The 24,598-nt window shown below is 59.4% G+C and carries 28 protein-coding genes, 1 tRNA gene and 1 pseudogene; 10 read left to right on the forward strand and 20 right to left on the reverse strand.

The window, feature by feature from the left end; translation table 11 throughout:
- Positions 1–92: 92 nt before the first annotated feature.
- The gene (locus HX855_RS09390) at positions 93–1,385 is read left to right on the forward strand and encodes an MFS transporter (protein ID WP_177082556.1); all 1,293 of its coding nucleotides are present in this window, start codon (positions 93–95) and stop codon (positions 1,383–1,385) included.
- 12 nt (positions 1,386–1,397) lie between these two features.
- Positions 1,398–2,156 (forward strand): substrate-binding domain-containing protein, encoded by a 759-nt coding sequence (locus HX855_RS09395; RefSeq protein WP_177082558.1) that lies wholly within the window; start codon positions 1,398–1,400, stop codon positions 2,154–2,156.
- Here the strand turns inward: HX855_RS09395 and HX855_RS09400 are convergent.
- The 3 genes from HX855_RS09400 to HX855_RS09410 all read right to left on the reverse strand — a co-directional run bounded on the left by HX855_RS09400 (position 2,148) and on the right by HX855_RS09410 (position 4,085).
- The gene (locus HX855_RS09400) at positions 2,148–3,050 is read right to left on the reverse strand and encodes a LysR family transcriptional regulator (protein ID WP_177082560.1); all 903 of its coding nucleotides are present in this window, start codon (positions 3,048–3,050) and stop codon (positions 2,148–2,150) included. The two genes, HX855_RS09395 and HX855_RS09400, sit on opposite strands and share 9 nt — an antisense overlap.
- Before the next feature lie 113 nt (positions 3,051–3,163).
- Positions 3,164–3,343, reverse strand: coding sequence for a hypothetical protein (locus HX855_RS09405; RefSeq protein WP_177082562.1), 180 nt, complete (start codon positions 3,341–3,343; stop codon positions 3,164–3,166).
- Positions 3,344–3,347: 4 nt separating this feature from the next.
- A complete protein-coding gene (locus HX855_RS09410) occupies positions 3,348–4,085 on the reverse strand; it encodes a zeta toxin family protein (protein ID WP_177082564.1) in 738 nt (245 codons plus the stop codon).
- Positions 4,086–4,459: 374 nt separating this feature from the next.
- Here HX855_RS09410 and HX855_RS09415 point away from each other — a divergent pair, with 374 nt between their 5' ends.
- On the forward strand, positions 4,460–5,311 hold the full coding sequence (locus HX855_RS09415; protein WP_177082707.1) for a hypothetical protein: 852 nt from the start codon (positions 4,460–4,462) through the stop codon (positions 5,309–5,311).
- On the opposite strand, the gene HX855_RS33845 is transcribed toward HX855_RS09415, so the two are convergent.
- From HX855_RS33845 to HX855_RS09425, 3 genes and pseudogenes are all read right to left on the reverse strand, one after another.
- Positions 5,280–6,143 carry a methyl-accepting chemotaxis protein gene (locus tag HX855_RS33845; protein ID WP_375140070.1) on the reverse strand — a complete coding sequence of 288 codons (864 nt, stop codon included), beginning with the start codon at positions 6,141–6,143 and terminating at the stop codon, positions 5,280–5,282. The two genes, HX855_RS09415 and HX855_RS33845, sit on opposite strands and share 32 nt — an antisense overlap.
- Positions 6,138–6,929, reverse strand: a pseudogene (locus HX855_RS33850) (MCP four helix bundle domain-containing protein); the annotation flags it as partial. The pseudogene HX855_RS33850 and the gene HX855_RS33845, both read right to left, overlap by 6 nt.
- 138 nt (positions 6,930–7,067) lie before the next feature.
- Entirely contained in the window at positions 7,068–7,451 is a 384-nt protein-coding gene (locus HX855_RS09425; RefSeq protein WP_256352939.1) for a DUF6124 family protein, read from the reverse strand.
- A 426-nt stretch (positions 7,452–7,877) separates the two neighbouring features.
- On the opposite strand from HX855_RS09425, the gene HX855_RS09430 reads away from it, so the two are divergent.
- On the forward strand, positions 7,878–8,699 hold the full coding sequence (locus HX855_RS09430) for an SDR family NAD(P)-dependent oxidoreductase (protein WP_177082568.1): 822 nt from the start codon (positions 7,878–7,880) through the stop codon (positions 8,697–8,699).
- Positions 8,700–8,725: 26 nt separating this feature from the next.
- A complete protein-coding gene (locus HX855_RS09435; RefSeq protein WP_177082570.1) occupies positions 8,726–9,748 on the forward strand; it encodes an AraC family transcriptional regulator in 1,023 nt (340 codons plus the stop codon).
- Here the strand turns inward: HX855_RS09435 and HX855_RS09440 are convergent.
- From HX855_RS09440 to HX855_RS09460, 5 genes are all read right to left on the reverse strand, one after another.
- The gene (locus HX855_RS09440) at positions 9,738–10,352 is read right to left on the reverse strand and encodes a hypothetical protein (protein ID WP_177082572.1); all 615 of its coding nucleotides are present in this window, start codon (positions 10,350–10,352) and stop codon (positions 9,738–9,740) included. The genes HX855_RS09435 and HX855_RS09440 overlap by 11 nt on opposite strands.
- 104 nt (positions 10,353–10,456) lie before the next feature.
- Complete coding sequence (locus HX855_RS09445; RefSeq protein ID WP_177082574.1) at positions 10,457–11,224, reverse strand: anti-sigma factor; 768 nt, start codon at positions 11,222–11,224, stop codon at positions 10,457–10,459.
- A complete protein-coding gene (locus HX855_RS09450) occupies positions 11,221–11,718 on the reverse strand; it encodes an RNA polymerase sigma factor (RefSeq protein ID WP_177082576.1) in 498 nt (165 codons plus the stop codon). Before HX855_RS09450 ends, HX855_RS09445 begins: the two co-directional genes overlap by 4 nt.
- 59 nt (positions 11,719–11,777) lie before the next feature.
- On the reverse strand, positions 11,778–12,329 hold the full coding sequence (locus tag HX855_RS09455; RefSeq protein ID WP_256352940.1) for a tetratricopeptide repeat protein: 552 nt from the start codon (positions 12,327–12,329) through the stop codon (positions 11,778–11,780).
- 43 nt (positions 12,330–12,372) lie between these two features.
- A complete protein-coding gene (locus HX855_RS09460) occupies positions 12,373–12,930 on the reverse strand; it encodes a cytochrome b (RefSeq protein ID WP_177082578.1) in 558 nt (185 codons plus the stop codon).
- Between the two features lie 236 nt (positions 12,931–13,166).
- On the opposite strand from HX855_RS09460, the gene HX855_RS09465 reads away from it, so the two are divergent.
- Both HX855_RS09465 and HX855_RS09470 read left to right on the forward strand, forming a co-directional pair.
- The gene (locus HX855_RS09465) at positions 13,167–13,469 is read left to right on the forward strand and encodes a type II toxin-antitoxin system HigB family toxin (protein WP_177082580.1); all 303 of its coding nucleotides are present in this window, start codon (positions 13,167–13,169) and stop codon (positions 13,467–13,469) included.
- Positions 13,470–13,472: 3 nt separating this feature from the next.
- Positions 13,473–13,844 carry a type II toxin-antitoxin system HigA family antitoxin gene (locus HX855_RS09470; RefSeq protein ID WP_177082582.1) on the forward strand — a complete coding sequence of 124 codons (372 nt, stop codon included), beginning with the start codon at positions 13,473–13,475 and terminating at the stop codon, positions 13,842–13,844.
- A gap of 56 nt (positions 13,845–13,900) precedes the next feature.
- Here HX855_RS09470 and HX855_RS09475 read toward each other — a convergent pair.
- The 5 genes from HX855_RS09475 to dapA all read right to left on the reverse strand — a co-directional run bounded on the left by HX855_RS09475 (position 13,901) and on the right by dapA (position 17,589).
- Positions 13,901–13,990 (reverse strand) — tRNA-Ser (locus HX855_RS09475).
- 83 nt (positions 13,991–14,073) lie between these two features.
- Complete coding sequence (gene purC, locus HX855_RS09480; RefSeq protein ID WP_003211975.1) at positions 14,074–14,787, reverse strand: phosphoribosylaminoimidazolesuccinocarboxamide synthase; 714 nt, start codon at positions 14,785–14,787, stop codon at positions 14,074–14,076.
- Positions 14,788–14,814: 27 nt separating this feature from the next.
- A complete protein-coding gene (locus tag HX855_RS09485) occupies positions 14,815–15,573 on the reverse strand; it encodes an MBL fold metallo-hydrolase (RefSeq protein WP_177082584.1) in 759 nt (252 codons plus the stop codon).
- A gap of 4 nt (positions 15,574–15,577) precedes the next feature.
- Complete coding sequence (gene bamC / locus HX855_RS09490) at positions 15,578–16,693, reverse strand: outer membrane protein assembly factor BamC (protein WP_177082586.1); 1,116 nt, start codon at positions 16,691–16,693, stop codon at positions 15,578–15,580.
- A gap of 17 nt (positions 16,694–16,710) precedes the next feature.
- Positions 16,711–17,589, reverse strand: coding sequence for a 4-hydroxy-tetrahydrodipicolinate synthase (gene dapA / locus HX855_RS09495; RefSeq protein WP_177082588.1), 879 nt, complete (start codon positions 17,587–17,589; stop codon positions 16,711–16,713).
- Between the two features lie 261 nt (positions 17,590–17,850).
- On the opposite strand from dapA, the gene HX855_RS09500 reads away from it, so the two are divergent.
- A complete protein-coding gene (locus tag HX855_RS09500) occupies positions 17,851–18,411 on the forward strand; it encodes a glycine cleavage system protein R (RefSeq protein WP_003172487.1) in 561 nt (186 codons plus the stop codon).
- Positions 18,412–18,421: 10 nt separating this feature from the next.
- Positions 18,422–18,895, forward strand: a complete 474-nt coding sequence (locus HX855_RS09505) for a peroxiredoxin (protein WP_177082590.1) — start codon at positions 18,422–18,424, stop codon at positions 18,893–18,895.
- A gap of 109 nt (positions 18,896–19,004) precedes the next feature.
- Here the strand turns inward: HX855_RS09505 and HX855_RS09510 are convergent, their stop codons facing one another.
- Positions 19,005–20,075, reverse strand: coding sequence for an AI-2E family transporter (locus HX855_RS09510; RefSeq protein ID WP_003211986.1), 1,071 nt, complete (start codon positions 20,073–20,075; stop codon positions 19,005–19,007).
- Positions 20,076–20,115: 40 nt separating this feature from the next.
- Complete coding sequence (locus HX855_RS09515) at positions 20,116–20,355, reverse strand: sulfurtransferase TusA family protein (RefSeq protein WP_003211989.1); 240 nt, start codon at positions 20,353–20,355, stop codon at positions 20,116–20,118.
- A 95-nt stretch (positions 20,356–20,450) separates the two neighbouring features.
- Here HX855_RS09515 and HX855_RS09520 point away from each other — a divergent pair, with 95 nt between their 5' ends.
- Positions 20,451–21,884 carry a M48 family metalloprotease gene (locus tag HX855_RS09520; RefSeq protein ID WP_177082592.1) on the forward strand — a complete coding sequence of 478 codons (1,434 nt, stop codon included), beginning with the start codon at positions 20,451–20,453 and terminating at the stop codon, positions 21,882–21,884.
- A gap of 67 nt (positions 21,885–21,951) precedes the next feature.
- Here the strand turns inward: HX855_RS09520 and HX855_RS09525 are convergent, their stop codons facing one another.
- Together HX855_RS09525 and HX855_RS09530 are read right to left on the reverse strand one after the other, a co-directional pair.
- Positions 21,952–23,388 (reverse strand): DegQ family serine endoprotease, encoded by a 1,437-nt coding sequence (locus HX855_RS09525; protein WP_177082594.1) that lies wholly within the window; start codon positions 23,386–23,388, stop codon positions 21,952–21,954.
- A gap of 244 nt (positions 23,389–23,632) precedes the next feature.
- Positions 23,633–24,589: a MucB/RseB C-terminal domain-containing protein gene (locus HX855_RS09530; RefSeq protein ID WP_177082596.1), complete on the reverse strand. Its 957-nt coding sequence runs from the start codon at positions 24,587–24,589 to the stop codon at positions 23,633–23,635.
- Positions 24,590–24,598 lie beyond the last annotated feature (9 nt).

Here is a 24,598-nt window from a genome sequence, read left to right on the forward strand (position 1 = left end):
ACAACTCACTTATCATTTCTAAATGTGTCAGCCACTATCCGCGGTCTTAAGCGAAACAAGCACTTTAAAAAGAACGCTGGAGACACAAAAAAATGCAAAACCCTTCACGGCCTGACTCTGCCCGCTCCAAAGTCGGCGCGGTCTTTCGCGTCACCTCCGGCAACTTCCTCGAACAGTTCGACTTCTTTCTGTTCGGCTTCTACGCCACCTATATCGCTGCCGCCTTCTTCCCTGCTGCCAATGAATTTGCGTCATTAATGATGACCTTCGCCGTGTTCGGCGCGGGCTTTTTGATGCGTCCACTGGGGGCCATCATCCTCGGCGCGTACATCGATGACGTGGGCCGCCGCAAAGGCTTGATCGTGACCCTGGCGATCATGGCCAGTGGCACCCTGCTGATCGTGCTGGTGCCGGGCTATCACACCATTGGTTTGTGGGCACCGCTGCTGGTGCTGATGGGCCGTCTGTTGCAAGGTTTCTCGGCTGGCGCAGAACTGGGCGGCGTGTCGGTGTACCTGGCCGAAATGGCCACCCCGGGCCGCAAGGGTTTCTACACCAGCTGGCAATCGGGCAGCCAGCAGATCTCCATCGTGGTCGCGGCCGCCCTGGGGTATGGCCTGAACCAATGGATGGAACCGGCCGTGGTTGCCGATTGGGGCTGGCGCATTCCGTTCGCCATCGGCTGCGTGATCATCCCGTTCATCTTCGTGCTGCGTCGTAACCTGCAGGAAACCGAAGAGTTCGCCAACCGCAAGCACCGCCCAACCATGCGCGAAGTGCTGGCCACCCTGGTGAAGAACTGGACCGTGGTCATCGGCGGCATGATGATGGTGGCGATGACCACCACCGCGTTCTACCTGATCACCGTTTACGCGCCGACCTTCGGCAAAACCGTGCTCAACCTGACCACCTCCGATGCCCTGCTGGTGACCTTGCTGGTGGCCGTGTCGAACTTCATCTGGCTGCCCATCGGCGGCACCCTGAGTGACCGTTTTGGCCGCAAGCCCGTGCTGATCGCCATGACCGTGCTGACCGTGCTGACCGCCTACCCGGCGCTTTCCTACGTGGTCAATGCACCAAGCTTTGCGCACATGCTGGAAACCCTGCTGTGGTTCTCCTTCCTCTATGGCATGTACAACGGCGCCATGATCCCGGCCCTGACCGAAATCATGCCGGTGGAAGTGCGGGTGGCGGGCTTCTCCCTGGCCTACAGCCTGGCGACCGCGATCTTCGGTGGTTTTACCCCGGCGATCTCCACCTGGTTTATCCACGAGACGGGTGACAAGGCCTCGCCGGCGTACTGGCTTATGTTTGCCGCACTGTGTGCCCTGTGCGCGACATTCGCGCTGTACCGCCGTGCCAGTGGCCGTGTGCAAGTCGCCTGAGGAGTCACGCTGATGAACCCTATGTTGAAAACACTGGCGGCCCTGGCGATCGGTTCTCTGGCGATGGTCGCCCACGCTGAAGAACTGAAAGTGATGACCTCCGGCGGCTTCACCGCGGCCTATAAGGTGCTGGGGGCGCAATACGCCACCCAGAGCGGCGACACCCTCGACACCATCCTCGGCCCCTCGATGGGCAAGGCGCCGGAAGCCATTCCCAACCGCCTGGCCCGTGGTGAACATGCCGACGTGGTGATCATGGTCGGCTACGCCCTGGATGAGCTGATCAAGCAAGGCAAAGTCGACAAGGCGTCCCGCGTTGAACTGGCAGATTCGCGTATCGGCCTGGTGGTCAAGGAAGGCGCGGCCAAGCCTTCGATCGCCACCGATGCCGAACTGAAGGCTGTACTGACCAACGCAAAATCTGTCGCGTACTCCGACAGTGCCAGCGGCGTTTACGTCGAGAAGGAACTGTTCAAAAAGCTCGGCATGCCCTCCAAGGGCACCATGATCGAACGCATCCCGGTGGCCTCTCAGGTCGCCAAGGGTGATTACGAAGTGGGCTTGCAGCAGGTCTCTGAGTTGCTGCCGATTCCGGGCGTGACTTACGTCGGAAAAATCCCTGAAGACGTGCAGTCCGTCACCCGTTTTGCCGCCGGCATTCCGGTGAATGCCGAACACCCGGCCCAGGCGAAAAAGCTTCTGCAGTTCCTCGCCTCGCCCCAGGCGCAACCGGTGGTGCAAGCCACCGGCCTGGATTCGGTTTCACACTGACCGGAACGGCATCTCCCGCGTCAACCGCTCCAGTTCCAGTGCCGCCGGCGTCAACGTACGCCCGCGGCGCTTGATCAACCCCACGTTACGCACCACCTCCGGCTCCACCAACGGCACGCTCATCAGAATCGGGTGCTTGCCGCCCGGCATCGCAATCGACGGCACCATCGCCACCCCCAACCCTGCCTCCACCAGCCCGATCATCGTGGTCACGTGATGGGTTTCGCAGATGCTCGGCTTCTTCACCCGCACCCCGCGCAGGGCCTGGTCCAGCAAAAAGCGATTGCCTGAGGTCTTGTCCACGGTGATGTAGTCGTGCTCATAGGCCTCGGCCCACGTCACACTGGTGCGGTCCGCCAACGGGTGCTCCCGGCGACAGGCCAGCACATAGCGCTCCTGTAACAACAACTCAAACTCCACCCCGTCCGCCAGGCTGCCGCTGAAACTCACGCCGAAATCCGCCTCGCCACTTTCCACCGCCGCACACACCTCACCCGCACTCGCGTCCAACACTCGCAGGCGAATCTTCGGATAGAGCTTGTGGAATTCGGAGATCACGTGGGGCATGAAGTAGTACGCCGTGGACGGCACACAAGCGATGGTGACGTTACCCATGCGGGTTGAGGCCACGTTGCTGATGCCCATCAGGGCAATGTCCAGGTCATCGAGCATGCGCTCGACCTGCGGCAGGAACGCGCGGCCGACCATGGTCAGGCTGACCCGGCGGGTAGTGCGTTCGAAGAGTTTGACGTCGAGGGCGGATTCGAGCTTTTCGATGCGCCGGCTGAGGGCCGGCTGGGAGATACGAATGGCTTCGGCCGCCGCACGGAAACTGCCCTTGTCCACGACGGCACGGAAGGCTTGGAGGTCGTTGAGGTCGAAGTTGATGATCATCGAGTGGGCCGTTGGGTAGTCGCAGGGGAGAAAATTATGGGGCTGGCAAAAAAACGTTCAGATGCAAAAAACCCAGCAACAGGCTGGGTTTTTGACTGGTATGCACCAGGAATTCAAATCGTTGGGGTGTCGAATCGAGCCGCTTTGATGGCCTCGGCTTTCTGCACCACGTCACGCTGAGAGGCGCTGGCCTTGCTGATGACGCCTTTCAAGACGTCGCGTCTCGTTTCATCGCTGGTGTTGGAAAAAAACTCAGTCAACACACTGATTTTCCCGGTATTTGCTGTATTCATAAATTCATACCTCTGCTAGCAGCTCAGTGAGCTGGGCTTGATCATAGGTCTCGGGTATTAGGGCGTCAATCGCTACAGTGCTGGCGTCAAGCTCTACAAGCTCACTGAGGCCGTCAAAATCCTTGATCAGCAGATCTACGTGGATTAGCCCACCGTATAAGCGTTTCAGCTCAATGACATTTCTCCGGGCTGCCAAAAACTGCCTGGAAAACTCTACCAAAGGGATATTTCTCCCCTCTGTTATTTCCCGTGCTTGAACAAATTGCCAGGCAAGCTCCGGCCGCTGGTAAACATACATGATCTGGGCATTCCGACCATTTCCCAAGACCCTGTCAATATTCCGCTTGGCTACCTCAATATTGGCCATCGTCCCATCAAGAATGAACGACAGACGCTTTTCAAATGCTCGATCCAGTACATTTTCCAGAATTTTGGTGACAGCACGCTGAAACAGGTATGAATTACTACCCTCATAGCCAGGGATCAAACATCTGAAATCATCAGGATCGATGCGAAGAACTCGCTGGACCTGAGGATTTGCGCTTCTCGCCTCCAAGACCTCTGCCATCGCTTTGGAAATTTCCGCTTTCCCGGCACCGGGAGAGCCTGCCATAAAGACCGTAAATGGCGCGTCTTCACTGAAAAATACTGCGGTATCGGCAACATGCCGCGCCAGGGATGCACGATTGGCCTTGGCAAACTCAAAGGCGGCTTGCTCGATGACTATCTCTTCTGGAGTCATAGGTAACTCGTATCTCAGCACTGACCAGTGGGTAGCCTAGAGCATCAATTATCAGCGTACAGGCAGAGGGCTCCGTACGAGCCGACATTCATCCCAAAAAACATACGGCCATACATTTCAGCCAACAATTTGCGGCGACGAGAAACGGTGCTTCTGGAAAGCGTCAATACTGACAGCTCTAATTCAAGTAATGTTTTACGGTAGGCGAGCTATCCAGCCCCCTTGAAACGTGAAGACAGCGATTAACTTCAGCTCCACTCTTTTCCATTCACCCCTACCTACCGGCAGCGCAACCAATGGATCAAACAATAAAAAGGACTTCCAGCCCGGCACCTCTCCATCGCGTGCTTCGGCCGGGATTGTGGCTACTGGGGCTGCTCTGCCTTGCAACCCTGGGCTTCTTTGCCTGGCAAAGCTTCTACCCGGTCAGCGCTGCCGATGACTGGAGTGTTCAAGTGATACACCGCGATGTGGCAAAGGCCGCATCGCTGATGCCGATGCCCGACGGCTCACTGATGGTCAGCCAGGAGTTGAGCGACGGACTTGGCAGTATCGTGCGCATTCTCCCGGACGGAAAGCGCGAACAGGTGGTAGGCAACCTCTCCAAGCCCGACGGGATGGTCGCCACTCAGGGCGGTTGGGTGTTCAGCCAGGAAGTAGACGGCGCGCCCGTCAGCTTCCTCAAGGACGGCGTGATCACCGAGCTGTTCAAGGGAAACAGCGTGCAAGGACTATGGGACGACGGCGAGTACCTCTACGCCATCGAGGACCGCAAGGTCGGTGCGCGGATCCTGCGCTATCGCTGGAGCGCCAAATCATTGAGCGTCGTGCGTGACCAACTCAGTGAAGGCGAGTCGATCGTTCGCTGCACGGATGGCCGCATGCTCTACACGGAAAAGAAAAAGGGCGTGGTCCGGGAACTGACCGACGATGGCAGCGACCCGGTGGTGTTGAGCCATCTGAACAAACCCACCTTCCTGATGTGCGATGAACGCGGGTTATGGATCAACGAGGATTCAACACACCGCGCGCGCTTGTTGTTGATCGACAAGCAAGGGCGCCAGCAGACGATTCTGTCTTTCCTGAAGGCGCCACAATCGATTGTGCGTACGACCAAGGGAACGTACCTGGTGGCCGAAGGTGGCCGTGACCGTATCCTGGAGTTGGTGCCCTCCGTGGCACAGGTAGACCCCGTTACAGCTGAAACCGCGCCACCGCCTCATTGAGGGACACCGCCAACCGCGCCAGCTCGTGGCTCGAGCCGTTGATCTGCCCCGCGCCCGAGGACGATTGCGCGGACAGGTCGCGAATGTTGACGATGTTGCGGTCCACTTCCTTGGCCACCTGAGCCTGCTCCTCGGCAGCGCTGGCGATGACCAGGTTGCGCTGGTGAATCTGGTCGATGGAGTCGGTGATCTGGCTTAGCGCGCCACCGGCCCCTTCGGCCAGGATCAAGGTTTCACTGGCCCGCTGGGTGCTCGACTGCATCGACGTCAATGCCTCGCTGGAACCGGTGCGCATCGCGCTGACCATCTGGTCGATCTCCAGGGTCGATTGCTGCGTACGATGGGCCAGCGCGCGCACTTCGTCGGCCACCACCGCAAAGCCACGCCCCGACTCTCCGGCACGCGCAGCTTCGATGGCGGCGTTCAGGGCCAGCAAATTGGTCTGCTCGGCGATGGAGCGAATCACGTCCAGCACCTTGCCGATATCCCGCGATTGATCGGCGAGGTTCTGCACCAGGTTTGAGGTTTCACCGATGTTGGTACTCAGCGCCTGAATCGCGCTGACCGTTTCGCCGACGCGCTGCTGGCCGTCGCGGGCCGTTTCATTGGAGAGCCGGGTGGACTCGGAGGTGGAGACAGCATTACGTGCCACCTCATCGGCCGCCGAGGTCATCTCGTTGACGGCGGTGGCCGCTTGCTCGATTTCAGCGGTCTGCTTTTGCAGGCTGCGACTGCTCTGGTCGGTGATGCCGTTGAGGTCGGTGGCCGATGCCGCCATTTGCCCGGCCGACTGGCGAATCAGTTGCAAGGTACTGCGCAGGCTGCCTTGCATGCTCTGTAGTGCCACGAGCAGGCGCGTCACTTCGTCATCACCCGTCACTTCAACAGTCTGGGTCAGGTCGCCCTGGGCGACGTTTTCTGCGGCGCGCACCGCGTGGCTCAACGGACCGACAATGCTGCGTGTCAGCAACCAGGCCAGCGCCACGGTGCTGAACGCCGCCAGCAGCACAAAGCCAAAGACCATCGTGCGTGAGCGGCTGTACTGCGACTCGGCCGTCTGGCCCTGCAGGTTTATCTGGGCGTTGTAATAATCGGCCAGGGCATTGAGCTGATTGCCGGAACCGTCGACCACGGTTTTCATGTCCACCAGCAGCAACTTGTTCAGCTCGGCAATCTGCTGCTTGTCAGCAAGGATGAACGACTGGGTGAGACCTTGCTGATACTGACGCAGGGAAACCTGGAACTGATCGTAGAGATTGCGCACCTCAGGGGTGTCGATGACCGCATTCAGGTCAGCGAGTTTTTTCGTCAGGTCCTGGCTGCGGGTGTCCATCTGGCTGCGGTATTGCGGGATGCTTGCCGCATTGGAATCCAGGGCCATGCGCAGGGAAATGGTGCGGATGCGCAGCATGATTTCGCGAATGTCCGACACCAGGCGCATTTTGGGCACCAGGCCACGTTCAACCTGCACCGCGCTTTCGCGGATGCTCGCCATGTTCGAGAGCGCAAAGAATCCCAGCAGCGCCACCAGCAAGGCAATCAAGGCAAAACCGAGACCCGCACGGCGGGCGATGGACAGATTGCGGAGCGACATGGCGATTGTTCTCATTATTGGCATACGACATCGTATGACATAGTTTCGGCCAGTCAGGGCGGGACTTGAGGGAGATTCGAGGGAAGTGTTCAGATATAAATTTTGCAAGAAAAAGCCCGCTGGCTTTTAGCTACAGCGGGCTTTGCGGGGCATCGTGGGCGATCACAGATTGGTGGGTTGATCCGCCGCAAATTGTCGGTCGAGTACCGAGTCCACCAACGCCCGAGCGTTCTCGATCAACTGCGCCAGGCCCATGGTCAATCGGTAGTGGGCGCTGTCTTGGCCTTCGGCGCAGCGGTAGGCCGTTTCCAACGCTGACGACAGGATTTCGGTGGCGTTGGCCAGTGCCTCTTCCGTACCTACATCGGCGCCTACGCTGAAAACCCTGCGGGGCGGGCGCTCGTCGATTTCAGCCGGTTCAGGCGCGGGGTCGCGCAAGTAATGGTCGAGTGCCCGTTGCGCCGCTTCAGACATTTTGTCGTCGGTGAATCTGTTATGCGCACGGGCGCCATAGGAATCAGGGGGATTGGGGGTGATCTTTTTCATGGTGTAGCTCCACGTTGTCAGAAGGAGCTGCCATTCCCCTGCTGTCAAACAGGATTGGGTGGCAGCTGTACGCGGGTTGACAGACCGGAAACGTGGAAACCCGGCGCACCCGAAGATGCCCCACGTACAACCGCCATAACACATAGGCACAGACAAGCGCCTGGAGCCATATACGGGGAAGTACAAAGATCGCACGTTATTCGGCCTGTCAAAACCGGTCGCCATGAGGGCAACGGGGCGAAGGTTACCGCCGAGCCTCAGGCAGCGCAACCCTGCATCGGCTGCTTGAGAATCAGGCTACAGACATCAGTGAAATGGCGTAATTTGCAAGTCACTTGGCCCCCTCTCGCTAGTGTATGAGACGGGCCCGTCCACCATCATTCGTTCACAGGTTGCTCCCGCTGTCTCAAACGAAGAGGTGTTCGAATGTCCAAAATCTGGTTTATCACCGGCAGTTCCCGTGGCCTCGGCCGCTCGATTACCGTCGCCGCGCTGCGGGCCGGTGATCGCGTGGTCGCCACCGCGCGCAATCCCAAGCAACTGGATGACTTGGTGGCCGAGTATGGTGATGCGATTTATCCCGTCGCGCTGGATGTCACCCACAACCAGCAGGTGCTGGAAGCAGTGGACGCCGCGGTGAAACATTTTGGCCGCCTGGATGTGGTGGTCAATAACGCCGGCTACGGCGATCTGGCTTCGGTGGAAGACGTGACGCTGGAAGATTTTTCGGCACAGATCGACACCAACTTCTATGGTGTGGTGCATGTCAGCAAGGCGGTAGTGCCGGTGCTGCGCGCCCAGGGCAGCGGTCATATCTTCCAGGTATCGTCCCTGGGTGGACGCATCGGCATGGCCGGCCTGGCCGCGTACCAGAGTGCGAAATGGGCGGTGGGTGGCTTTTCCACGGTGCTGGCACAGGAAGTCACACCACTGGGCATCCAGGTGACCGTGCTGGAGCCGGGCGGCATGCGTACGGACTGGTCGGGCAGTTCCATGACGATCCCCGCCATCAGTGAGCCCTACCAGCAAACCGTCGGCGCCCTGGCTGAATTGCTCAATTCACCCGGCATCCTGCCGACCGGCCCGGACCGGGTTGCCGAAATCGTGCTTGAGTTGGCACTGAACAAAGACGCCCCGCTACGCTTGCTGATCGGCAGTGACGCGGTGCAATACGCAGCCCGGGCAGCGGCAGACTTGGCCGAGTCCGATAAAAAGTGGCATGACCTCAGTGTGTCAGCCTCGGATTAATCTCACGGTTTGGAAAAAGGTGCGGCATGTCTGACGCGACCCAACCCCGTTTCAACGTACCGGATGTGTTCTGGCAAGCCCTGAAGAGCGTCGGGCTGGAGCCGTCCGTGGTGTTGCGCCAGGCACGCTTGCCCATGACCCTGCATATCCGCGAGCGGCGCGACCGGCGGCAGGTGACGACGCTGGAGTTCTTTCGCTTGTGGGAGGCGGTGCGGGTGCTTAATCCTGATCCGGCGGTAGGAATTCTGCTGGTGACGGGGCTTGATGTCACCGCGCTTCCGCCGTCCAGCTTTGCGGCCTTTATCGCCCGGGATTACCGCGATGGCCTGCACCGCCTCGCCCGCTTCAAGCAACTGTGCACGCCCGAGCGCCTGCAGGTTTGCGAGGAGGGTCGCAGGTGCACGGTGACCATCGACTGGCCGCACACGCCTGAGCCGCCACCGCCACTACTGGTGGACGCGGCGTTTGCCACGTTTATTGAATTGGGACGGCGAGGTTCCCGTGCGCCCATCATCGCGCTCAAGGTTGAACTGGCTCGCCCGGACGACGGCAGCACCGTACTGGCAGAGTTTTTCGGCTGCGCCGTGCGCTTTGGTGCCGAGCGCAACGCGCTGGTGTTGGACGCCGCGGATCTGGATCGCCCCTTTCCGGGATACAACCCGCAGATGCTGGAAATGCTGAACCCCGGCTTGGTGGCCGCACTCGCCGAGGCATCGGCACCGGCCAGCATTCGCCATCAGGTCAAGATCACCCTCAAGCGCTTTCTGGCCAGTGGCCGCCCGGAGATGGTCGAGGTGGCGCGGGAGTTGGGTATGAGCGAACGCACGTTGCAACGGCGTATTACGGAGGCCGGCACCAGCTTTCGACAACTGATGCTGGAGACCCGCCAGGAAGTGGTGCGCCATCTGCTCAGCGAGCCGACGATTGAAATAGACGAGATCGCCTGCCTGGTCGGTTATGAAGACACCAACTCGTTTTATCGGGCGTTTCGCGCCTGGGAAGGCACGACACCGGCCCGATGGCGGGCGCTGCAAGCCCCTACTTGTTGATAAACGCCGGTTGCTTGCACAGGGTCAGGTTGTTGAGGTTCTCGTTGATGTCGAGCTTTGACGAGCCAATATCAAATTGGTAGTAGACCTTCCACGAAATCGCCGCCCGATTGCCCGTGGTGCAGAACTTTATCAACTTGGCCTTGCAGGTGGCCTCGTAGAAAGAGCCCGCCAGCATGCGCGCCGGGCTGGCACCGGGGTCCTTCGACTGGCAGGGACAGTGGGACAGGAACACCTCGGCTTTGGCCGGCGGCCGGCCGCGCAGGCTGACGAAGTTTTGTACGCACTCGTCGAAGTGTTCGATCATCAACTCTTCCGCGTGGCGGCTTTCGACGTCGACTTGGCGCTGCGCCACCAGGTCCTGGGCCACTGGCAGCATCGACCGATATTTCTCCTGGTGCTGATCCGCCGTCAGCTTCGTTTTCATCAACTCTGCATGCAGTTTCAACTTGCTGCCCACCGCGCTGTTGGCGACTTGCTCGCGGGATTGACGACTGACAAACACATAGTACCGCGCGCCTTCCAGGCTCAATACCAAGCCGATTGCACCTGGGCGCTCACGAAGCGGCAGCGCTTCTTTGAGTGTGTCTCGGTAAACCAGCATAGGCCTCTCCCTCACCAATCGATAAACCCGAATCAACAGGACGCCAGATTCGGACAGGTACGTTGGTGAACGGTCGAGGGGCCTGGTTTATTCCATCCCGGTGACTACACGGCCAGGCTCTTCTCGGCACTGCGCGCCATGATTTGCAGATCTTCGAAAGGATTTCTGCCAATCAACATGAACGCATGGGTTGGGCTGGACCAAAACACCACGTTCAGGCCACGGCGCTGTTCAGTGGCCATGGCCACGGCACCATTTTTTGCCGCTGTGATGCACAGTGCCAGCGGGCCGTGGCGCGGGTCGAGGTAGGTCAGTTGGCCGATCAGCACGCCATCGTAATCGAGAATTTGTGCGCGCCTGAACGCCGCGCCCGGCAGGTTGATCGCTTCGGGGCTCAGCGGCAGACCGAGTTGGCGGCCTACCGAACTCAGTTGGGCGATATGCGACTCGGGATCGGTGCTGAGGTTTTCCAGGGTCTGGGGCGTGTACAACGCCATGTACTCGGCCACCGAGGCGCGCCAGCCCGAACCGGGCTCAGGTCGGGGCCATGCCATGAACAGTCGGTCAGCGACCACGCCAGCCACCGCAAAACTTGCGGCCACCGCAAGAAACCTGCGCCGGCTCAAGGTGGGTGTTTGTGCCGATGGCAAGCTGTCGAGCATCGCCTGCAAACGCTCGGTGGGAGCTTGATCGAGAACCGAATCGAAGGCAGGTTTGAACGACAAGTCACCACGCTTGAGCTGCTCCACGCGGGCAGCCATGGCGGGATCGATGCCCAGCAGGTTATCGATAATCTGGCACTGCCCGGGGTCCAGCTCACCGTCCAGATAAGCCACCAGCTGTTCATCCGACGGTGGGGTATGTTGAGTCATCGTCGTTCTCCGCTCGATTTATCCAACAGGCCGCTTGAGTGCGCCGTTTGCGCCAGTTTCAAGCGCGCAGCGGCCAGCCGGCTCATCACCGTTCCCACCGGGATGTGCAGGACCTCGGCAATTTCCTTGTATGAAAGCCCTTCGACGTAAGCCAGAAATACCGTCTCCCGCTGGGCTTCGGGTAGCGCATTGACGCGCTTGATGACCTGCGCGGCCAACACCTGGTCCTGCGCCTGGGTTTCGCCGTCGAACGACAATTCCTCCTCCGCGTCGACAAATCCCTGGCCCTGTCGTACTCGTTGCGAGCGCAATTCGTTCAGCCAGATCGAATGCATGATCGTCAGCAGCCAGCGGTCCAGCCGCGTGCCGACCACAAACTGGCCGGCGCGCTCCAGCGCCCGCACGCAGGTGGCTTGCACCAGGTCATCCGCCACGTGCTTTTGTCGCGACAGCACTAAGCCGTATCGCCATAAACGCGGCAACAGCTGGCTCAACTCACGGCGCACCTCAGCGTCTTGGGTGATGGCGACCTCCCGACGGTTTACCCACGGGCTTAAGCCTGAGGCGCGGCGGCGATGGCTTCGGCCAGGTCTTCGTACTCTTCGCAGGTGATACTGCACAGGGCTTTGATTTTCACCAGTTGCTCCTGGGCCAAGTCCACGCGGCCCTTGATCACATAGGCCTCGCCGAGGTACTCGCGCACTTGGGCGTAGTTGGGGTCCAGCGCCACGGACTTGAGGTAGTAGCTGATGCCTTCATCGGTGCGACCCAGCTTGCGGGTGGCGTAGCCGCGGTAGTTCAGCGCTTTGGCTGTGTTCGGGTTTTGCAGGGTATCGAGCAGGGACAAGGCTTCTTCATAACGCCCGTCCTTGGCCAGCCGATAGGCGTAATCAGTGCGGTCGGCGTCCGAGGTGGCCTTGCTCGTCTGCAACACACACTTGCCGGTCTTCGTGTCCCAGACCTGGCCTTTGGGGCAGTTGGGCTTGGGCGGCGCCGATTCGTCACCGGAAGCGTGGGCCTGGCCGGCCAGTAACGCGGCGGCCATACAGGCACCGAAGAACAGCGCAGTGCGGTAACCAACGGCGTATTCGTGACGATTCTTCATGGTTGTGATGCTCCGTAACGATAGGGAAAGTACCGCAGCAAACTCAGTGTTGAAGATCGCCCCGAGGGCCGGGCAGCATGCGGCGCAGGGTGCTGTCACGCTGGACATAGTGATGCCACAGCGCGGCGCAGGCATGCAGCCCCGCAAGCACGATGATCGCCCAGGCAACGTTGTTGTGCAGGCCACCCAGGGTGCCCCGCAATTCATGATCGATCACAAATGGCGCAGGCACCGGGAACAGTCCAAAAAAGTTGAAGGGCTCGCCCTGGGCCCAGCGGAACAGAAAGCCGAGGATGACCTGCGTGAGTAATAACAGGTATAGACAGCCGTGGGCGATTTTGGCGGCCACGTTCAGCGCTGGGTGCGTGTCGGCCTTTGGGTGATTGCCGCCGAACAGCCGCCAGAGGATACGTGCAGCAATCAGCACCGCCATGGCGATGCCCAGGGAGATATGCACGGATTGCAGGCCTTTGCGCAACGGCGTGCCTTTTTCCAGGTTTTCCCAGATGTGGGCGCTGGCGAACATGAAGATCACCAGGGCGGCGGTCAGCCAGTGGAAGGTGCGGGTCAGGCGGTCGTAGCGGTCGGCGGGGCTGGTCATGGGCGTTTCCTGGGTGGTCTGTGTGGTGAACACCGCAGCGGGGGGAGTTATTCGGTCGTGAGTGAAGTTTATGTGAGCGCGAACGAATACAACGCTTCTTGGGCTGGGAGGAAAACACCCAGAAACCAAATCACTCGCCTGCCACTTCGCGTTTTATGGGACTTACGGCTTATCTGAACATCACCCATCGGATGAAACGCACTTGAACAAGTCCCATGCTGGGACTAGGATCTTTAATGAGAATTGTCGCTGTCAGCCAACTAAAGGCCTTTTGGCAAAAACGCCCGGATGCAGAGCAATCATTCCTCGCCTGGATTGATGAGGTCAAAAAAGCAGACTGGAAGACCCCGGCTGATATCAAGGCTCAGTTTCGTCACGCCAGTGTTCTAAAAAGCCGCAGGGTCGTGTTCAACATCAGAGGTAACGACTATCGGCTCGTGGTTGCCGTTGCTTATCGCTACGGCGCCCTCTATATCAAATTCGTCGGTACGCATAAGCAGTACGACGTCATTGATGCCGATACCGTTGAAATGGAGTAAGCCATGAATATTCGCCCTATCCACACCGAGCAAGACTACCGGGACGCGCTGAAGTCTGTATCTCAATTGTTCGACAATGAGCCTGAACCCGGCACACCTGAAGGCGACTATCTTGATGTGATGATTACGCTAATTGAAGTCTACGAAGCGAAGCACTTCCCGGTGGATTTGCCCAACCCGGTGGATGCCATCCGTTTCAGAATGGAGCAGTCGGGGCTATCGGCAGCTGACCTGGTACCTGCTATTGGCCGACAGAATCGGGTTTATGAGGTACTGAACGGAAAGCGGGCTCTTACGCTACCGATGATTTGGAAGTTGCATGAGATGTTTGGGATTCCGGCAGAAAGCCTGATAAAGCCAGTAAAGATTGCTTGAGATCAGAAACGAAAAAGCCCCGTAGTTTATTCAACTACGGGGCTTTTTCTATGTAATGGCGGAGAGATAGGGATTCGAACCCTAGGTACCGGTGAAGGTACAACGGATTTCGAATCCGTCCCATTCGGCCACTCTGGCATCTCTCCAACGGCGCGCATCATAACAGCCTGTTTCGTGGAAGCAAAGCGCCTAAGCGATTTTTTTCCGTGCTATCAGATGCTTGCGTCGATTACAGCGGTACGCCAAGACGGTTGGCGACTTCTTCGTAGGCTTCAATAACGTCACCGAGGCCCTGGCGGAAGCGGTCTTTGTCCATCTTCTTGCGGGTGTCTTTGTCCCACAGGCGGCAGCCGTCCGGGCTGAATTCGTCGCCCAGGACGATGGAGCCGTCGTGGAACACACCGAATTCCAGTTTGAAGTCCACCAGCAGCAGGCCGGCGTCGTCGAACAGTTTGCTCAGGACGTCGTTGACCTTCAGGGACAACTCCTTCATGCGAGCCAGTTGCTCAGCAGTGCCCCAACCGAATGCCACCACGTGGGATTCGTTGATGAACGGGTCGCCCTTGGCGTCGTCCTTCAGGAACAGTTCGAAGGTGTAAGGGTTGAGCTTAAGGCCCTCTTCCACGCCCAAACGCTTCACCAGGCTGCCGGCGGCGTAGTTACGCACGACGCACTCGACCGGGATCATGTCGAGTTTTTTCACCAGGCATTCGTTGTCGCCCAGCAGCTTGTCGAATTGGGTCGGAATACCGGCCGCTTCGAGTTTCTGCATGATGAAGGCGTTGAACTTGTTGTTCACCATGCCTTTGCGGTCAAGCTGTTCGATGCGCTTGCCGTCGAACGCCGAGGTATCGTTGCGAAACAGCAGGATCAAGCGGTTGGCGTCGTCGGTCTTGTACACCGATTTGGCTTTGCCGCGGTAGAGTTCTTCACGTTTTTCCATGATGGGCTCCGCTTTACGTTAGGTGGGCTAGGCGATATGTCGCCAGTCGAGCCCTGAATCTTGATCGGCCAGTTGCAGCCAGTCCGGGTCGCACCCAAGGGTGTCGACAAAACATTGCCGGGCAAGCGTCGGCAGGTTGTTCTTGCTGCTCAGGTGGGCCAGGACCAGGTGTTGCAGGTCTTGCCAGCCCAACTCATACACCAGGTACGCCGCCTGATGGTTGTTCAAATGTCCAAACTGCCCGCCGACCCGCTGCTTGAGAAAGCTCGGATAGTGACCACGCGCGAGCAGGTCGCGGCAATGGTTGGACTCAATCATCAAGGCATCGAGGTCCCGATAACCGTCCAGCACCTTGGCGCAGTAGGAACCCAGGTCGGTGAGCAGGCCGAAGCGCCGCTCACCGTCACTGAATACGTATTGCGTCGGTTCCTGGGCATCGTGGGCCACTTCAATTACATCGATGCTCAAGGCACCGATCTGCAATTGCTCGCCACCGGCCAGCAAACCTGCGGGTTCAATCGGTTTGCGCATCCCGCGCAAGGTACCGCGACTGAGGTACACCGGAAGATTGTAGCGCCGAGACAGCAAACCCACGCCATGCACGTGGTCGGCATGTTCGTGGGTCACCAGAATCGCACTCAACTGCGTGGGGTGAACCCCCAGGCGCAGCAGGCGCCGCTCGGTTTCCCGCAGGGAGAAACCACAATCCACCAGGATATACGTGTCGTCGTGGGCTACAAGCGTGCCGTTCCCTTGGCTACCGCTGCCGAGAACGGCAAAACGCATCGGATCAGCCCAGGTTGTCCTGAATCACGCCCAACACTTTGCGCGCCACATCGGCCGGCGCCACGGTGTTGATGTTTTTCTCGACGGTGACTTGCACGCTGTCGCCGACCTTGCTCAAACGAACCTGGTAGCGATCGGCACGAGTCTCGATCTCTTCCTTGGTCGGCTTGCTGCCAAACAACTTGCTGAAGAAACCTGGCTCGTCGTCTTTCTTCTCGGCTTTTTCGGCCAAGTTGATGTAGTACAGGCCCAGGCTGCGGTTGATGTCTTCAACGCGCCATTCGCCGTGTTCCAGCGCGCGGCCGACACTCGACCAGGCGCGGTCCAGGTCTTCACCCAGGTTGAGTACCACGTTGCCGCTGCCGTCTTCACTGAGGCTGACGCGGTTAGGTGTGTCAAAGCTGCCGGCGGCGAGCAAGGAGACGGAACCGCCTTTCTCGGAGATACGGCTCATGCTGGCGAGCATTTCGTCGACCAGGGCAGCGTCCACGCCGGTGTTGACCGAGCGCGGGGTGAAGTCGACGTTGGCGGTGCTGCCGGCAGGACGCTCGGCGCTGACCACATAGACTTCACTGGTATTACGTTGCACGCCAGGCTCAATACGCACGCGGATGCGGGCTTCGCTGTCATTGGCGACGCCGCCGGCCTGCAGGCGCTTGGCCATGGATGCCGACAGTTCGCTGGTGTGCTGCCATGCAGTGGTGAATTCACCGGTCTGCGGGCGTTGCTCGTCAATGCGGAAACCGTTGTCCTCGAAGAACTGCACGGCCACCGGCCAGACTTCGGCAGGTGGACGCTGGGCCATCACCCAACGGGTGTCGCCGCTCTTCTGCAGGCTGTAGTCGCTGGCATCGGCCACGGCCGACAGCGGCTGTGGACGCGGCACTTCGTACTCACCCTTGAAGGTGTCGTCGGCCACGTTGCGCGGAATCGGCAGCAATGGGTCAAGGCGCTTGGCGACATTGACGTCCGGCGGCAGTTTCATCGGGGCGGTTTGTTGGGCTTCCAGGTAATCGCTACCGCGGTCGCGGAAGTAGCCTTCCGGGCCCCAGATCCAACCGCAGCCACTGGTGCTGGAGATAATCAAGGCAAGTGCGGAAAGTCCGGCCAATCGCTTCATGCGTAGTGCTTCCTCAATTAAACCAGGACGCCGGACTGGCGCAGGGCCTGTCGCAGCGGTTCGTGACAGGCTTCGCTGAGCCAGGTGAGCGGCAGACGGATACCGTCCGGCATCAGGCCCATCTCATGCAGCGCCCATTTCACGGGGATAGGGTTGGATTCGATAAACAGGGTTTTGTTGAGCGGTGCCAGTTGTTCGTGGATCGCCCGGGCCTTGACCGCATCACCGGCGATGGCCGCGGCGCACAGCTCGCTCATGGCGCGAGGCGCGACGTTGGCGGTCACCGAGATATTGCCTTTGCCACCCAGCAGGATCAGCTCGACGGCCGTGGCGTCGTCACCGGAATACACCAGGAAGTCGCTGCTGACGCCGGCCAGGATGTCCTTGGCGCGCTGCAGGTCACCGGTGGCTTCCTTGATGCCGATGATGTTCGGCACGGTGGACAGGCGAATCACGGTCTCGGCCTTCATGTCGCAGGCGGTGCGACCGGGCACGTTGTAGAGGATCTGCGGGATGTCGACGGCTTCGGCGATGGCGCGGAAGTGCAGGTACAAGCCTTCCTGGGTCGGCTTGTTGTAGTACGGCGTCACCAGCAGGCAGGCATCGGCGCCGGCTTGCTTGGCGTTTTTGGTCAGTTCGATCGCTTCGCGGGTCGAATTGGCGCCCGTGCCGGCGATGACAGCGATACGCCCTGCAACGCGCTTGACCACGAACTCGATCACTTCGATGTGTTCTTCCACATCAAGCGTGGCCGATTCACCCGTGGTGCCGACCGCCACAATGGCGTTGGTGCCCTCTTGCAGGTGGAAGTCCACCAGTTTGCCCAGGCTGTCCCAGTCGAGATTACCTTGTGCATCCATGGGTGTGACCAGTGCCACCATACTGCCCGCAATCATGCAACCGCTCCTGCCGGAAAAAGAGAGCGGTAATGGTACTGGCGCCAAGATGCTTGTACAAGCGAAGTACCGTCTGAGGATGCGTTCTGGATCAACTTAGTTCGCAGCAACGCCATCATTGGGCCAAAGCGGGGTTTGATGAAGCTGATTACGTAATGAAAACGCCACCTCCTAGCCCTTGGCGATGGTTTTCGCTACCCTTCATCCTTTGATTGATACCGCTTTCATCGTATCGACCGCTCATCGCTTTAGGAAGGCTGCATGTCCACCCCCACAGTCCGCGAACAATTCCTTGTCATCAGTGCCCTTGGCGCCAACCCCATGGAGCTGACTAACGTCCTGTGCCGCGCCAGCCATGAAAACCGCTGCGCCGTCGTGACCTCCCGCCTGACCCGCCATGGCGAGTGCAGTGCGCTGGTCCTGCAGATTTCCGGAACCTGGGATGCCCTGGCCCGCTTGGAAACCGGTTTGCCGGGTTTGGCCAAGAAGCATGACTTCACGGTCAACGTGGTGCGCAGCGCGGCCCTGGAGAACCGTCCCCAGGCCTTGCCTTACGTGGCCTATGTCAGCTCGGCCTACCGCTCGGACATCGTCAACGAGCTGTGCCAGTTCTTTATCGACCACAACGTCGAGCTGGAAAACCTGACCTGCGACACCTATCAGGCCCCGCAGACCGGCGGCACCATGCTCAACGCCACGTTTACCGTGACGTTGCCGGCCGGCGTGCAGATCAGTTGGCTGCGCGACCAGTTCCTGGATTTCGCCGATGCCCTGAACCTCGACGCACTGATCGAGCCATGGCGCCCACAGAACCCAATGTAAGGAAGTTTTCATGGCTGTAGTCATCGACACACCGGTAGCCGACTTCGAAGCCCAGGCCACCAGCGGGCAGACCTTCAGCCTTGCCGGGCTCAAGGGCAAGCAAGTGGTGATCTACTTCTACCCGAAAGACAGCACCCCGGGCTGCACCACCGAAGGCCAGGGCTTTCGTGACCAGCACGCAGCGTTCGAGGCAGCCAACACCGTGGTGTTTGGCGTGTCCCGGGACAGCGTGAAGTCCCACGAGAACTTCAAGGCCAAGCAGGCATTCCCCTTTGAGCTGATCAGCGACAAGGACGAAGCGGTTTGCCAGCTGTTTGATGTGATCAAGCTGAAGAAGCTGTATGGCAAGGAATACCTGGGCGTTGATCGCAGCACCTTCCTGATCGACAAGGAGGGCGTGCTGCGCCAGGAATGGCGTGGTGTGAAAGTGCCAGGCCACGTGGATGCTGTATTAGCAGCAGCGCAGGCGCTAAATAAAGCCTGACACCGAACCTGTAGGAGCGAGCTGGCTCGCGAAGGTCGTTAACGATAACGCGCCCTGCCTGAATGACGCGTTGCCTGTGAACTCTTCGCGAGCAAGCTCGCTCCTACCGTTACAACAATGGCGCTACAACGGGCTCCTGCCGCGGCCAGGCATCCAGCACCGCCTTGAATAGCGTCGCCAGGGGAATCGCAAAAAATACCCCCCAGAAACCCCACAACCCGCCAAACAACAACACCGCACAAATGATCGCCACCGGATGCAGGTTCACCGCCTCGGAGAACAACAGCGGCACCAGTACGTTGCCGTCCAGCACCTGAATGATGCCGTAGACCGCCATCAGGTAGATGAACTGATCACTCCAGCCCCACTGGAACAGCGCGATCAACATCACCGGCACCGTCACCACCACCGCGCCGACGTAAGGCACCACCACCGAGACGCCTACCAGCAGTGCCAGCAGCGCCGCGTAGTTCAGGCCCAGTGCGACAAAGCCAATGTAAGTCACCCCACCGCAGATAAAGATCTCAATGACTTTGCCACGGATGTAGTTGGCAATCTGCCGGTTCATTTCCTCGGCCACACGAGTGATCAGCGCCCGCTCACGGGGCAGGTAACCGCGCACCCAACGACCGATCATCTCGCGGTCCTTGAGGAAGAAAAACACCAGGATCGGCACCAACACCAGGTAGATCATGATGTTGACCAACAGCGGCAAGCTCGACAGGGAAAAAGTCAGCGCCCATTGCCCGAACTTTCCGATTTCACCGCGGGCCACTTCAATGGCCTGCAGTACCTGCTCGTCCGACACCAGGTGCGGATAGCGCTCGGGCAACAGCAAGAGCAGCGATTGCCACTTGGCGAGCATCCCCGGCAGCTCGTTGAACAAGGTAATCAACTGATGCCATAGCAACGGCACCACGATCACGATAAACACCAGCAAAAGCCCCATGAACAAGGCAAATACCAGGCCCACCGCCGCCCCGCCCGGCAAGCGCAAACGCTCCAAAATGGAGACCAGGCCTTGCATCAGGTAAGCCAGCACCATCCCCGCCAATACCGGCGCCAACATACCGCCCAAGGTGAGCACGGCCGTAAAGGCGAGAAACAGCAGGACGGCCAGCACCACAGCTTCTTCGTCGGAGAAGTAGCGCTGAATCCAGTCACGTAACACTTTGAACATCAATAAACCTCAGGCGATAAAGACGGCACATTCAAGTGATTCAGGCCTTGCGCAACCAGTAACGATACACGCCAGCTTCGTCCTCTTCATGCAATAAGGTGTGGCCGGCCAGTTTGGCAAATGTACGGAAGTCCCGCTGGGAGCCCGCGTCCGTGGCGATCACCTTGAGCACCGCGCCGCTGGCCAGCCGATTGAGTTCCAGCTTGGCCTTCAGCAGTGGCAGCGGGCAGTTAAGGCCACTGGCATCCAGTTCGGCATCGAAGGCTACAGCGTCGGTCATGGTTTTGCTCCGGGTGGGCGTCGGGGGCGCTTAGAATATCTGGTCCGAAGCTCAGTGTCCGGCTACAGTAAGCTCTTTGTCGAAAGGCTTTGTGCATGACTTTTTTGCGCCCTACCCTGCTGACGCTGGCTTGCCTGCTGGCCTCTCCAGGCTTCGCCGACGACCTGCCGTCACTTGGCGACGCCAGTTCTGCCATTGTCTCGCCAAAACAGGAATACGATTTGGGTCGGGCATGGCTGGCCTACCTGCGTGGCCAGGTCTCGCAACTCAACGACCCGCAACTCAAGGATTACGTCGAAACCAGTGTTTATAAACTGGTGGAGACCAGCCAGGTCAATGACCGGCGCCTGGAATTCATTCTGATCAACAGTCCGCAGCTGAACGCCTTTGCCGCACCCGGCGGTATCGTCGGGGTCAACGGCGGCCTGTTCCTCAACGCCCAGACCGAAGGCGAATACGCGTCGGTGCTGGCCCACGAATTGGCTCACTTGTCCCAACGCCACTTCGCTCGAGGCGTGGAAGCGCAACAGCGCATGCAGATCCCGATGATGGCCGCCCTGCTCGGCGGCATCATCGCAGCCGCCGCCGGGGCAGGCGATGCGGGCATTGCTGCGATTGCCGGCAGCCAGGCCGCTGCCATCCAGGAACAACGCCGCTTTTCCCGGCAAAACGAGCAAGAGGCTGACCGCATCGGCATTCTCAATCTGGAGAAGGCCGGCTACGACCCGCGCTCCATGCCGACCATGTTTGAACGCTTGATGCGCCAGTACCGGTTCGACGCCAAGCCGCCGGAGTTCCTGCTGACTCACCCGGTCACCGAATCGCGGATTGCCGACACCCGCAACCGTGCGGAACAAGCCAAGCCGGGCGGCATTGAAGACAGCCTGCGCTATCAACTGATCCGCGCTCGTGTGCAGCTGTATTACGAAGACACTCCAGGCCTGGCCGCCAAACGCTTCCAGGCTCAGCTGGATGAAAACCCGAAAAACGATGTGGCGCGTTATGGCCTCGCCATTGCCCAGATCAAAGGGACGCAGTTCAACCTGGCCCGGGAAAACCTCAAGCCGCTGCTGGCCAAGGCGCCCAACGACATCACCTACAACCTGGCGCAGATCGAGTTGGACATGACCAACAACCGCCTGCCGGATGCCCAGCAGCGCACCGACCGGATGTTGACCCAATACCCGGGCAACTACCCGCTGAACCAGGTACGGGTGGACCTGCTGCTCAAACAGAACCGCACCGCCGACGCCGAAAAAGCCCTCGAAGGCCTGCTTAAATCACGCCCGGACGACCCGGACGTCTGGTATCAGGTCGCTGAAACCCGTGGCCTTTCAGGCAATATCATCGGCCTGCATCAGGCCCGCGCGGAGTACTTTGCGCTGGTGGGTGATTTCCAGCAGGCCATCCAGCAACTGGACTTCGCCAAGCGTCGTGCCGGCAGCAACTTCCCGCTGTCCTCCCGCATCGATGCACGCCAACGTGAGCTGATCGAACAGGAGCGCCTGGTCAAAGGCATGATGAGCTAAACCTTTCAGCCACAAAAAAGCCCCGCTCTCGTGCATCGAGAGCGGGGCTTTTTATGGGTCTAGCGGATTACTCAGCCAGTTTGAAGGTAATGAAGCTGGCACGGCCCTGACGCAGGACACGCATCGACACCGAGCGGTTCTTCGGCAGCGCCTTGGCGATGTCGGTGAACTCTTTGGTGGAGTTGATGGCCTGGTTGTTCAGGTGAGTAATCACATCACCCGGTTGCAGGCCGATCAGGGAGGCAGGACCGTCCTGGACTTCCTTGATCACGACACCGCTCTTGAGGTCGAAGCTTTTCTTCTGTTCGTCGGTCAGCTCGACCACGGCGATGCCCAGGCGGTTACTGCTACGCTCGGCACCCGGCTTGCTGTTGCCCAACGCATCAAGCGCCGCGCCTTCTTCCGGGATCGCGCCTACTGTCAGCTCGACGTTCTGGCGCTTGCCGTCACGAATCACTTCCAGCTTGGCCTTGCTGCCGGCCTTGAGCGCGCCCACCAGGTGTGGCAAGTCTGCAGACATGACGATCGGCTGGCCGTTCATGCTCAGGATCACGTCACCGACCTGCAAGCCGCCTTTGGCTGCAGGGCCATCGTCCTGGATCTGAGCGACCAGGGCACCGGCCGGTTTGTCCAGACCGAAGGACTCGGCCAGGTCTTTGTTCACTTCCTGGATCACCACACCCAGCCAGCCACGGCTGACTTTGCCACCGGCTTTCAGCTGGTTGGAAACGTCCATCGCCACGTCAATCGGGATCGCGAACGACACGCCCATGAAACCACCGGAGCGGGTATAGATCTGCGAGTTGATACCGACCACTTCGCCCGCCAGGTTGAACAACGGACCACCGGAGTTACCCGGGTTGATCGGCACGTCGGTCTGGATGAACGGCACGTAGTTTTCATTCGGCAGGCTGCGGCCGATGGCGCTGACGATACCTTGGGTCACAGTGTGGTCAAAACCAAACGGAGAACCGATGGCGACGACCCATTGCCCGGCTTTCAGGTCCTGGGATTTACCCAGCTTGAGCACCGGCAGGTCCTTGCCTTCAATTTTCAACAAGGCAACGTCGGAGCGTGGGTCAGTGCCCACCAGCTTGGCTTTCAGCTCACTGCGGTCAGCCAGGCGCACCAGAATCTCGTCGGCGTCGGCAATCACGTGATTGTTGGTGAGGATGTAGCCGTCCGGCGAGATGATGAAACCCGAGCCCAGGGACTGGGCCTCACGCTGGCCGCCACCGCCACGAGGTGTGCGCGGCTGAGGCATGCCACGTTCAAAAAACTCCCGCAACATCGGCGGCAGGCCTTCCAGGTCAGGCATCTGCTGGTTGGAGACTTTACGATCCGGCAGCTTCTGCGTGGTACTGATGTTCACCACGGCAGGCGACGCCTGCTCCACCAGTTGGGTGAAGTCAGGCAGCTCGGCCGCTTGCGCGGTAACGGCCTGACCCAGCACCAGCACCGTGGCGACTATGGATAGGTAAGACTTCAAACGTGGTATCGACATACAGCTCCCGTTACGACGAGCAGGGTTGAGCGACAGGGTTCAATAAACGCCGAAAACTACGACCGACATTTTTGTTCCGCGAACAAAACAAGGCCATGGCCCATAAGCCCTGACCTATAAAAAACATAGGGGATTTTAGCAAGTGAAAATAATGGTCCATACATTTCATATTTCCCGGCAGAGGCAGGCATCGACTTCCCTCTGCGCAACATTGAAATATCAGGATGAACATAGGATTAACAGCTCACGGTTTAGCGGGCGTGCTGCCGATGCGGGCAGACAGCGCAATTCGCTCGGCGGTGCCAATCGGGATTTCACCGACGACGGTCACCATCACTTCGCCCTCCACGGTATTCAGACGCCGTGACACGGCGACGGTCGGGCCCAGTTGAGTGCGGGTTTCCATCACGGTCGCGCCGTTAAGCGGCTCCAGAAACACTGAAAAACGCGCCAAACCATCGTCATACATCAAACTGCTGACGATGACCTTGGTGTGGGCATCTTTGTGGGCGCCGCTGTTGACCAACTGGAAGCCTGGCGGCAACCAATCGAGGTGCCAATCCTGAGGAATATCGACCGCAGGGGCCTTGACGCTGGTAACAGCGATAGGCGTGCATTCACCGCTTGGCTGCAAATCACGATCATCGGGGACCGACGTATTGAGCTGGGTGAACTGGAATCGCTCCAACAACTGGCCCTGATCGTTAAGCAATAACGACTTCAGTGGCAGCGCGGTTTCGCGGTCGAGGTGCAACTCAAATCCGTAGCGGTATTGATCACGGGGCGCTACCGAGACGATCACTGCATTTCGGCCGGCCACGCGTGATTTACCGATAACGGCAAGGTCGTAGAAGGCTTTGAGTTTTTGCGGATCAAGGGCGCGTGCAGGGGAGTCAGGGGAGCCCCCAAGCCCGGCAACCAGTGTGCCGCTTACGCATTGGGTATGGCCGTCGACACGCACGACTTCCTGGGCAGAACCATCGAGCTGCAAAAGCCGCTCACGGACCTGACCGTTCTGGACGCGATGCCAGATGTCATGGGTAGAAAAACTACCGTTACGCTCGTAGATGAAGGTGCCCTGGAAGCTTTGTTGTTGCTCCGCCCGCCCAAGACGCGTCAGCCAGTCTTGGGCTTCGTCGGCATGGGCGGGGACTACAAACCAGCCACTGAGCAAAAGCGCAAGGAGCGGTATGGCGCGCATAAAGCTCCT

The organism is Pseudomonas sp. IPO3778, from assembly GCF_013386825.1.
Classification (GTDB): domain Bacteria; phylum Pseudomonadota; class Gammaproteobacteria; order Pseudomonadales; family Pseudomonadaceae; genus Aquipseudomonas.

Bases quoted from the DNA above. Each gene is read 5' to 3' on its own strand.
- HX855_RS09390 (WP_177082556.1), top strand. From the start codon at position 93: ATGCAAAACCCTTCACGGCCTGACTCTGCCCGCTCCAAAGTCGGCGCG.
- HX855_RS09395 (WP_177082558.1), top strand. From the start codon at position 1,398: ATGAACCCTATGTTGAAAACACTGGCGGCCCTGGCGATCGGTTCTCTG.
- HX855_RS09400 (WP_177082560.1), bottom strand. From the start codon at position 3,050: ATGATCATCAACTTCGACCTCAACGACCTCCAAGCCTTCCGTGCCGTC.
- HX855_RS09405 (WP_177082562.1), bottom strand. From the start codon at position 3,343: ATGAATACAGCAAATACCGGGAAAATCAGTGTGTTGACTGAGTTTTTT.
- HX855_RS09410 (WP_177082564.1), bottom strand. From the start codon at position 4,085: ATGACTCCAGAAGAGATAGTCATCGAGCAAGCCGCCTTTGAGTTTGCC.
- HX855_RS33845 (WP_375140070.1), bottom strand. From the start codon at position 6,143: ATGCAAGGCAGCCTGCGCAGTACCTTGCAACTGATTCGCCAGTCGGCC.
- HX855_RS09425 (WP_256352939.1), bottom strand. From the start codon at position 7,451: ATGAAAAAGATCACCCCCAATCCCCCTGATTCCTATGGCGCCCGTGCG.
- HX855_RS09430 (WP_177082568.1), top strand. From the start codon at position 7,878: ATGTCCAAAATCTGGTTTATCACCGGCAGTTCCCGTGGCCTCGGCCGC.
- HX855_RS09435 (WP_177082570.1), top strand. From the start codon at position 8,726: ATGTCTGACGCGACCCAACCCCGTTTCAACGTACCGGATGTGTTCTGG.
- HX855_RS09440 (WP_177082572.1), bottom strand. From the start codon at position 10,352: ATGCTGGTTTACCGAGACACACTCAAAGAAGCGCTGCCGCTTCGTGAG.
- HX855_RS09445 (WP_177082574.1), bottom strand. From the start codon at position 11,224: ATGACTCAACATACCCCACCGTCGGATGAACAGCTGGTGGCTTATCTG.
- HX855_RS09455 (WP_256352940.1), bottom strand. From the start codon at position 12,329: ATGAAGAATCGTCACGAATACGCCGTTGGTTACCGCACTGCGCTGTTC.
- HX855_RS09460 (WP_177082578.1), bottom strand. From the start codon at position 12,930: ATGACCAGCCCCGCCGACCGCTACGACCGCCTGACCCGCACCTTCCAC.
- HX855_RS09465 (WP_177082580.1), top strand. From the start codon at position 13,167: ATGAGAATTGTCGCTGTCAGCCAACTAAAGGCCTTTTGGCAAAAACGC.
- HX855_RS09470 (WP_177082582.1), top strand. From the start codon at position 13,473: ATGAATATTCGCCCTATCCACACCGAGCAAGACTACCGGGACGCGCTG.
- purC (WP_003211975.1), bottom strand. From the start codon at position 14,787: ATGGAAAAACGTGAAGAACTCTACCGCGGCAAAGCCAAATCGGTGTAC.
- HX855_RS09485 (WP_177082584.1), bottom strand. From the start codon at position 15,573: ATGCGTTTTGCCGTTCTCGGCAGCGGTAGCCAAGGGAACGGCACGCTT.
- bamC (WP_177082586.1), bottom strand. From the start codon at position 16,693: ATGAAGCGATTGGCCGGACTTTCCGCACTTGCCTTGATTATCTCCAGC.
- dapA (WP_177082588.1), bottom strand. From the start codon at position 17,589: ATGATTGCGGGCAGTATGGTGGCACTGGTCACACCCATGGATGCACAA.
- HX855_RS09500 (WP_003172487.1), top strand. From the start codon at position 17,851: ATGTCCACCCCCACAGTCCGCGAACAATTCCTTGTCATCAGTGCCCTT.
- HX855_RS09505 (WP_177082590.1), top strand. From the start codon at position 18,422: ATGGCTGTAGTCATCGACACACCGGTAGCCGACTTCGAAGCCCAGGCC.
- HX855_RS09510 (WP_003211986.1), bottom strand. From the start codon at position 20,075: ATGTTCAAAGTGTTACGTGACTGGATTCAGCGCTACTTCTCCGACGAA.
- HX855_RS09515 (WP_003211989.1), bottom strand. From the start codon at position 20,355: ATGACCGACGCTGTAGCCTTCGATGCCGAACTGGATGCCAGTGGCCTT.
- HX855_RS09520 (WP_177082592.1), top strand. From the start codon at position 20,451: ATGACTTTTTTGCGCCCTACCCTGCTGACGCTGGCTTGCCTGCTGGCC.
- HX855_RS09525 (WP_177082594.1), bottom strand. From the start codon at position 23,388: ATGTCGATACCACGTTTGAAGTCTTACCTATCCATAGTCGCCACGGTG.
- HX855_RS09530 (WP_177082596.1), bottom strand. From the start codon at position 24,589: ATGCGCGCCATACCGCTCCTTGCGCTTTTGCTCAGTGGCTGGTTTGTA.